Annotated in this window: 7 protein-coding genes; all 7 read left to right on the top strand. The window is 72.5% G+C overall.

From position 1 onward, the window contains the following. Positions 1-2,050, top strand: a 2,050-nt coding sequence (locus tag DW299_RS02830; RefSeq protein WP_205814318.1) for a peptidase C14, incomplete at its 5' end; no start/stop codon positions are given. A 35-nt stretch (positions 2,051-2,085) separates the two neighbouring features. Further along, positions 2,086-3,477, top strand: a complete 1,392-nt coding sequence (locus DW299_RS02825; protein ID WP_136035570.1) for a hypothetical protein — start codon at positions 2,086-2,088, stop codon at positions 3,475-3,477. A 102-nt stretch (positions 3,478-3,579) separates the two neighbouring features. After that, the gene (locus DW299_RS02820) at positions 3,580-4,281 is read left to right on the top strand and encodes a DUF3800 domain-containing protein (protein ID WP_136035569.1); all 702 of its coding nucleotides are present in this window, start codon (positions 3,580-3,582) and stop codon (positions 4,279-4,281) included. Between the two features lie 158 nt (positions 4,282-4,439). Further along, complete coding sequence (locus tag DW299_RS02815) at positions 4,440-5,201, top strand: SDR family NAD(P)-dependent oxidoreductase (RefSeq protein ID WP_136035568.1); 762 nt, start codon at positions 4,440-4,442, stop codon at positions 5,199-5,201. After that, on the top strand, positions 5,198-6,274 hold the full coding sequence (locus DW299_RS02810) for an enolase C-terminal domain-like protein (RefSeq protein ID WP_136035567.1): 1,077 nt from the start codon (positions 5,198-5,200) through the stop codon (positions 6,272-6,274). Before DW299_RS02815 ends, DW299_RS02810 begins: the two co-directional genes overlap by 4 nt. Before the next feature lies 1 nt (position 6,275). Next, positions 6,276-7,067 carry an SDR family NAD(P)-dependent oxidoreductase gene (locus DW299_RS02805; protein WP_136035566.1) on the top strand — a complete coding sequence of 264 codons (792 nt, stop codon included), beginning with the start codon at positions 6,276-6,278 and terminating at the stop codon, positions 7,065-7,067. A 160-nt stretch (positions 7,068-7,227) separates the two neighbouring features. After that, on the top strand, positions 7,228-7,908 hold a 681-nt coding region (locus DW299_RS02800; RefSeq protein WP_446724781.1), incomplete at its 3' end, for a Y-family DNA polymerase.

The following is a 7,908-nucleotide window of genomic DNA, read 5'->3' as shown; positions in this document are numbered from 1 at the left end:
CGCGGCGGGCTCGAAAGACGTCACGAGGGCGGAGACCGTCGCCGACCTGGCCGGGCTGCGGGCGCGTGAGGGCGAGCTGGCGATCGTCGCCGGGTATCACGCGCCCGGCGACGCCGGCCTGCTCGTGTACGTGGGGGCCGGTGAGGCCGACACCGCGGTCAACGGCGGCACGGTCGTCGCCGGCAAGCGCCACACGAAGTGGGTGCTGCTCCACGACGGCACGGTCGACTTCCGGGTCTTCGGCATCACCGGACCCGAGACGGCGGCCGACGACGCGCTCGACGCGCTGGTGAACGACCCCGCCGTCCGGCGCATCGAGGCCCAGACCGACCTGCTGTTCCAGCGGCGGCACGTCTTCACCCGCTCGCACATCGAGATCGACTTCGGCGGGCACCTGGTCACCACGGAGGGGATCGAGCCGAACACCGCCGACAACCCGTTCGGCGCGGTCATGTTCTTCACCGGGGCGGCGGCAGACGTGGTCGTCGAGCACCGGCTGACCGAGCCGTGGGCGGAGCTGACCGACGCGGTCGCGGTGCCCGACGCCACCCCGTTCGCCGTCGACACCTGGTGGGCGGTGCAGTGCGACGAGGTCGCCGGTGGCGGGCGGGACGAGCGCGAGCTGCAGCGGTTCGTGCAGGTGACGCAGCAGCTCGACGCCGCGCACATCCGCGTCGACTACCTCAACGGCTGGCCGCTCGACACCGGTCGCCGGCTCACCTGGCGCCGGATGGAGCCGGTCGTCGGGGTGCGCATCGCGAACATGCGGTTCCTCGGCGCCGGACCGTTCGACGGACCCACCGACGGGTCCTTCCCCGATCCGCGCGAGCGCACAGGGTCGCACCCGATCGCCTTCGAGTACGCCGTCCACTGCGACGTCGCCGACGTGCACGCCAGCCGCACCTGGTGGCCCGTGATCATGCGGCGGTGGAACACCCACTTCACCACCGAGCGCTGCTCGGTCGAGAACCCGCCCACCGTGTTCTACGGCGGCGCGGGGTACCTCACGCAGCAGATCTACAGCCTCTATGGGCGGGTCGCCGACTGCACGTCGTCGAACGCGCGGCACCTGAACGACCTCACCGCGAGCGCGTACTGCATCGTCGAGAACTGTCACGGCGACGGCGACGACCAGGGCGGCAACCCGTTCACGACGCACGGCCAGTACGAGCACGACCTCACCTTCATCGGCAACTCCGGGCTGATGGACATCGCCAACTCCGGGGCGCAGTGGGGCACGGCCGCCAAGCGCATCACGGTGCGCGACCACGTGTGCTCGTGGTTCGTCGCGGGCACGAAGATCAGCGACCTGACGCTCGAGAACGTGCGGGTGATCGGCCGCTCCACGTTCGACCCGCAGGCGACCATGACGATCAACGCCGACGGGGCCCAGGTGCGCGGCTGCACCGCCGGGCTGCTGGCGATCGGGCAGCGGTCGGCGCGGTCGTCGCGGCCGACGACGATCGAGGACTCCACGTTCGCGCTGCCGAAGGACCAGGTGCTCGTGCAGACGCCCGTCACGGTCCCGGTCAGCTTCGTGCGCTGCACCATCGGCGGCATCGACGGGACCAAGGCCCGCGGTTCGGGACCGGTCGAGTTCGTCGACTGCCGGCTGAGCGGCCCGGCCTCCGGCGCGCCGTTCGAACTCGGCGCGTCGCGGGTCACGATCCGCGGCGGTACCGTGCGCGACGTGCTGCTGTCGGCGACCGCCGTGCGCGACCAGCTCATCGCCGTGGAGGGCGTGGAGCTCGGCACCGAGCGGGCCGACGTCGCCCTGCTGTCGCGGGCGGCCGGCGACGGCGCCGTCACCTGGCGTCTGAGCGGCGTGACCTCGACGGTCGCGAACGGTGCGGCGCACGCCGACATCGGTGCGGGCGTGAACCACGCGCGCATCACCGGCTCCCAGTTCGTCGGGGGACGGTTGCGGCTGGCCGACGGGTTCGCGGAGCCGTCCACGCTGCTCTACAGCGACTCCGTGGAGCGCGGGGTCGAGACCACGGTGCCCGAGGCCGGGGACCGGGTGCTGATCGCCGACGTGCTGAGCGTGTGAGCGACGGCCATGATGGACGACAGGGAGGACCTGGAGTGAACGACACGGCAGCTGCCACGCGCCTCGGCGACCGCATCCGCGTTCCGCGCACGCGCGCCCGCATCGGTGTGGCCCGGCGCGACATCACGCCCCCGGTGGGCATCCGCGCCAAGAACTGGGGCCCCGCCGACTGGGAGCGCTCCGAGGGGGCGCATCGCCCGTTCGAGCTGACCGCGCTCGCGGTGATCGGGGCCGACGAGCGCCCGCGCGTGCTGCTCGCGGTCGACGGCACCTGGTGGCGCCGGGTCGCCGACGAGCAGGGGGTGCGCGGCGCGATCCTCGACGGTCTCGGCCTGGAACCCGACCAGCTCATGCTGTCGCTGTCGCACACGCACGCCGGCGCGGTGCTGTGCGCCGCCGACGCGCACCTGCCAGGGGGCGAGCTCATCCCCGGCTACCTGGAGGCGCTGTCCGCCGCCGGGGTCGCGGCCGGACGGGAAGCGCTCGACGGCGCCCGCCCCGGACTGATCGAGTGGACCACGGGCACCTGCACCCTCGCCGCGGAACGGGAGCTCGACCTCGACGGACGGGCGCTCGTGGGCTACAACCCGCAGGGCACCGCCGATGACACCGTGACCATCGGTCGCATCAGCGTCGACGGCCGGGTGCGGGCGACCCTGGTGAACTACGCCTGCCACCCGACCACGCTCGCCTGGCAGAGCCGTGAGGTGTCGCCGGACTACGTCGGGGCGATGCGCGAGATCGTCGAGGCCGCGACCGGTGAGCCGTGCCTGTTCGTGCAGGGGGCATCGGGCGAGCTGGCCCCGCGCGAGCAGTACACGGGAGACGTGACCGTGGCCGACCGGCACGGACGCTCGCTCGGACACGCGGTCCTCGCCGCGCTCGACGCCCTGCCGCTGCCCGGTGAGGAGCTGACGCTGGACGGTGTGGTCGAGTCGGGCGCGCCGCTCGCGATCTGGGCGGGGCGGCCGGTCGACGGCGGAGACGGGGCGCGCGGGGTCGTGGCGGCCGTCGAGCTCCCCCTGCGCGACCTGCCGACGCTCGACCAGCTGGCGGAGGAGTGGAAGGACATCGACCCCCGCTCCCGCGACGAGCGTCTGGGCCGGGCGCGGAACCTGCGCGACGGCTACATCGACGGGCCCACCGTGCAGCACCCGGTGTGGGCGTGGCGCTGGGGCGACGCGGTGATCGTGGGGCATCCCGGCGAGGCATACTCCCGGTTGCAGACGACGCTGCGGGAACGGTTCCCCGCGACGCCCATCGTGGTGATGAACCTGACGAACGGCCCGGGCTTCGTCTACCTCCCGACGCGCGAGGCCTACGACCGCGGCGCCTACCAGGCCTGGCAGACCCCCCTGGCCGCCGGGGCCCTGGAGCTGCTGGAGGCGCACGCGGTGACCCTCGTCGCGAGCCTGCTCGACGACTGACCTGCACGCGTCCCTACCTCCACCGGCGGGGGAGCGACGCGGAATGCCGGTGTCGCGTCTGACCCGCGCGATCTGCGCCGCCGCCCATGGCGAGAATGGAGCATGGCAGCGCTCGAGCGGATGATCTACGTCGACGACTCGGGCCACCCTCAGACGGGACTGGTGGTGTACGGCTGGGTGGAGTTCGCACCCGACCGGTGGTCGAGCGTACTGCGGACCTGGTTGGAGATGCGCAAACGTCTCTGGCGGGAGTTGGGCGTTCCCGTCATACAGGAGCTGCACACCACGGAATACGTCAACGGTCGAGGACGGATCTCTCGGCGCTTTCCCGAACGGCATCGACACGGCGAGGTCGAGTACTGGAAGGACTTCGGTCGCGACGTCGCTCGAGAGTGCTTGGAGACGCTGCGCTTCACGGAAGGACTGTCGGTCGGAGCAGTGTTCCGATCAGCAGACCCCCGGGCGCTCGCACGGACTCGCAGCGACACCTATGCCGCGCTCGTCCATCGGTTCGAGCAGGAACTTCACGAGCGCGATGCGCTGGGCATCGTCTTCATGGACGGCGACGGGTCGGACTCGAGCTATCGGACTGCGCACCGTGGACTCAAGCTCGACCAGCGTCGAGTGCTGGAGGACGCGATCCATCTGGATTCCAAGCACTCGCAGCTCGAGCAGATGGCCGATCTCGTCGCCTGGAGCGCGTACGCCGCTGTCGACCGGCACCCGGGGAATGAGTTCGCCTGGGAGTGGTACGGCGATTTCCTTGCCGAGCGCGACCCCCGGCGCTCTCCCCGGGAGATCTGACCTCGGACACAGCGAGACCCCCTGGATCCACAGGTGCGGAGGGGGTCTGCTCCTCCAGCTTAGCAATGCTCGCGCTGCACGGCCACGGTGTGCATTGACTCGCGTCCGCCCGCGGCCGCTACACTTGCTATAGCAAATCCCCGTCGTAGAGGAGAGACATGACCGCGCAGCGCCCCGTCGCCATCGTCACCGGAGGCTCCGCCGGCATCGGCTGGGAGATCGGACAGCGGCTCTCCGCCGACGGGTACCGCGTGGTGGCGACCGACCGCGTGCCCGGCCTCACCGCGGGCGACAACCCCGCCGGCATCCTGTGGCGTGAGCTCGACGTGACCGATCACGCCGCGGTCGACCGGGTGTTCGGCGAGATCGAGGCCGAGCTCGGGCCCATCGAGGTTCTCGTGAACAACGCGGGCATCCAGCGGCACCGCGGCATCGAAGACCTCACGTGGGACGAGTGGTCGGCCGTGGTCGACGTGAATCTGCACGGGGTGTTCTCCGCCCTCCAGGCCGCCGGGCGACGCATGCTCGACCGCGGCGAGGGGCGCATCGTCAACATCTCGTCCATCTCCTCGCGCGGTTCCGCGGGCCGGGCGCCCTACGCCACGACCAAGGCCGCGGTGATCGGGCTCACCTCCACCGCCGGGGCCGAGTGGGCGGCGCGGGGCGTGCGCGTGAACGCGGTCGCCCCGGGCTACGTCGACACGGGCGTCTTCCGGCAGGGGGTCGAGCAGGGCACGCTGAGCCTCGACACGATCCTGTCGCGCATCCCCGCGAAGCGCCTGGCCGACGCGAGCGAGATCGCCGCGGCGGTCAGCTTCCTCGTCTCCGACCAGTCGCGCTACATGAACGGCCAGACGCTGTACGTCGACGGCGGGTTCATGGTGGACTACGGCGTGCCCCTCGCGAAGAAGCCCGAATGAGCGCGATCGCCCGCGTCGACACCGCCACGGTGGTGCTGCCGCTGCCCGCGCCCCTGCAGCTCGGGGCCATGACGGTCACGCGCCGCGAGTACACCGCGGTGCGGGCGACCGCGGGTGACGGCGCCACCGGCGTCGCGTACTGCCTGTCGCGCGAGGCGCCGATGGCCGAGATCGTGGAGCGGCTCGTCGCTTCGCACGCGGTCGGCACCGACGCGGACGACCCGGCGAGCACGTGGGAGCGGATGCTGCGGGGGAGCGCGATCGTCGGACGGGTCGGGCTCGTGCGCCGGGCCATCGGGCTCGTCGACATCGCGCTGTGGGACATCGCCGCGCGGCGGGCCGGGGTGCCGCTGTGGCGTCTGCTCGGCACGGGCGACGCTCCCCGCGACGCGATGCTCGTGGCCGCGTACCCATCACCGCAGCGCACGCCGCGGGAGGTCGCGGACGAGGTGCTGGCCCAGGCGGACGGGTGGTCGCAGGTGAAGATCTCCCGCATTCCCGATCCGGCATACATGCGCGAGCTGCTGGCGCTGCTGAACGCAGAACTGCCCGACACGACCGGGCTGGTGGTCGACGTGGGCTTCGGCTGGCCCGACGCCGACACGGCCCTCGCCGAGATCGCGCAGTGGGGCGACCCGCGCCTGACGTGGCTCGAGGATCCCCTGCTGCCGGAGGACGCGGCCGGTGTCGCGCGGATCCGCCGCGAGTCGGGGCTGCCGGTCGCGGTGGGCGACGAGGTGACCGACCCCGCGGTGCTGAAGGCGCTGGTGGAGGTCGGCGAGGTCGATGCGCTGCGCCTCGACGTGGTCGCGATCGGCGGAGTCACCCCCGCACGGGAGCTGATCGCGTGGGCGGCCGAGCGGCGCATACCCGTGTCGGGCCACGTGTACCCCGAGGTGACGGCCCACCTCGGCATCCAGGTCGAGACCTTCGCGCGCGGCGTGAATCCGTACGACCCCGCGCCCTCGTTCGTGACGGGCGGCCCGCGGTTCGACGGCGCCGTGACACCGAGCGATACCCCGGGCCTCGGGTTCGGGCTCGACCCCGCCGTGTTCCGATTCGAGAGGGACTGACATGACCGACTCCCCGCGCAGTGTCGTGGTCACCGGCAGCGGCAAGGGCATCGGCCGCGCGGTCGCCGAGCGCCTGACCGCCGACGGCTGGATCGTGGTGGGGCTCGAACGCTCCCCGGGCTCCGGCACGGTCGAGGCGGGCGTGCTGGCGGAGGTCGTGCTCGGCGATGCGTCCGACCGCGAGGCGCACGCGCGCGCGGCGACCGCGGCCCGTGCGCGCGCACCACTGGGCGGGTGGGTGAACAACGCAGGCATCACCCGGCGCACTCCCCTGCACGAGCTCGACGAGACGGTGGTGCGCGAGATCGTCGGCATCAACGGCTTCGGCTACCTGTGGGGCTGCTCGACCGCGGTGTCGGCATTCGTGGACCAGGGCCTGCCGGGGGCGATCGTGAACATCGGCTCGATCCACGGGCGGGCGAGCTTCGTGGATCACGCCGCCTACGAGTTCACGAAGGGCGGCATCGATGCGCTCACGCGCAGTGTCGCGGTGACATATGGCGGTCTCGGCATACGTGCGAACACCGTGGCGCCGGGCGGCGTGCGCACCCCGCACCTGGAGGCGCAGATCGCCCGAGCGGCCGACCCCGCTGCGGAGGAGCGCGCGCTCGCGGAGGGCCCGCCGATGGGACGCATCGCCCGGGCGGAGGAGGTCGCCGCCGTCACCGCATTCCTGCTCTCCGATGAGGCCCCGTACCTCTCCGGTCAGTCCATCGCGGTCGACGGCGCCTGGACCGCGTCCTTCGGCGACATCGCCGTCGACCCCGCCCTGCGCGCCCGCTTCGACGCCTGACGCCGCCGATTCCTGAGCGCCGTTCGTCTCGTCGCCGGCGTGGCGTCTGAGGGCCGTTCGTCTCGTCGCCGGTGTGGTTTCCGAGCGGTCCCCGCGCGACGACGCGCCCGCACCGATGTCCGGGGTCCGTGCGACGATCCGCTCGTCGACGGGAGAACGGATGCGTGGGGAAGCCACCGTGCTGCACGCCGACCTCGACGCCTTCTACGCGTCGGTCGAGCAGCGCGACGCCCCCGAGCTGCGCGGTCGACCGGTGATCGTGGGCGGCGGGGTCGTGCTGGCGGCGAGCTACGAGGCGAAGGCCCGCGGCGTCCGCACCGCGATGGGCGGTCGCCAGGCGCGGGAGCTGTGCCCCGACGCCGTCGTGGTGCCGCCGCGCATGGAGGCGTACTCCGCCGCGAGCACAGACGTCTTCGCGATCTTCCGCGACACGACGCCGCTGGTCGAGGGGCTGTCGATCGACGAGGCGTTCCTGGAGGTCGGCGGGCTGCGTCGCATCGCGGGAACGCCGGGGGAGATCGCCGTGCGCCTGCGGGAGCGTGTGCGACGCGAGGTCGGGCTCGCGATCTCGGTCGGGGTCGCGCGCACCAAGTTCCTCGCGAAGGTCGCCAGCGCCGTGAGCAAACCCGACGGTCTGCTGGTCGTGGAGCCCGAGCGCGAGGAGCAGTTCCTCCTGCCGCTGCCGGTCGAGCGGCTGTGGGGCGTGGGCGCGGTGACGGCCGAGAAGCTGCACCGCTACGGCGTGCGCACGGTCGGCCAGCTCGCGGAGCTGGAGGCGGCGACGGCGGAGCGCATGCTCGGCAAGGCCACGGGAGCGCACGTGCACGCGCTCGCGTGGCCT

This window comes from Microbacterium sp. K35, from assembly GCF_004794375.1.
GTDB lineage: Bacteria > Actinomycetota > Actinomycetes > Actinomycetales > Microbacteriaceae > Microbacterium > Microbacterium sufflavum.
Note: the sequence above shows the minus strand (reverse complement) of the source record. Positions and strands in the feature narration are given on the sequence as shown.

Bases quoted from the DNA above. Each gene is read 5' to 3' on its own strand.
- DW299_RS02810 (WP_136035567.1), top strand. From the start codon at position 5,198: ATGAGCGCGATCGCCCGCGTCGACACCGCCACGGTGGTGCTGCCGCTG.
- DW299_RS02815 (WP_136035568.1), top strand. From the start codon at position 4,440: ATGACCGCGCAGCGCCCCGTCGCCATCGTCACCGGAGGCTCCGCCGGC.
- DW299_RS02820 (WP_136035569.1), top strand. From the start codon at position 3,580: ATGGCAGCGCTCGAGCGGATGATCTACGTCGACGACTCGGGCCACCCT.
- DW299_RS02805 (WP_136035566.1), top strand. From the start codon at position 6,276: ATGACCGACTCCCCGCGCAGTGTCGTGGTCACCGGCAGCGGCAAGGGC.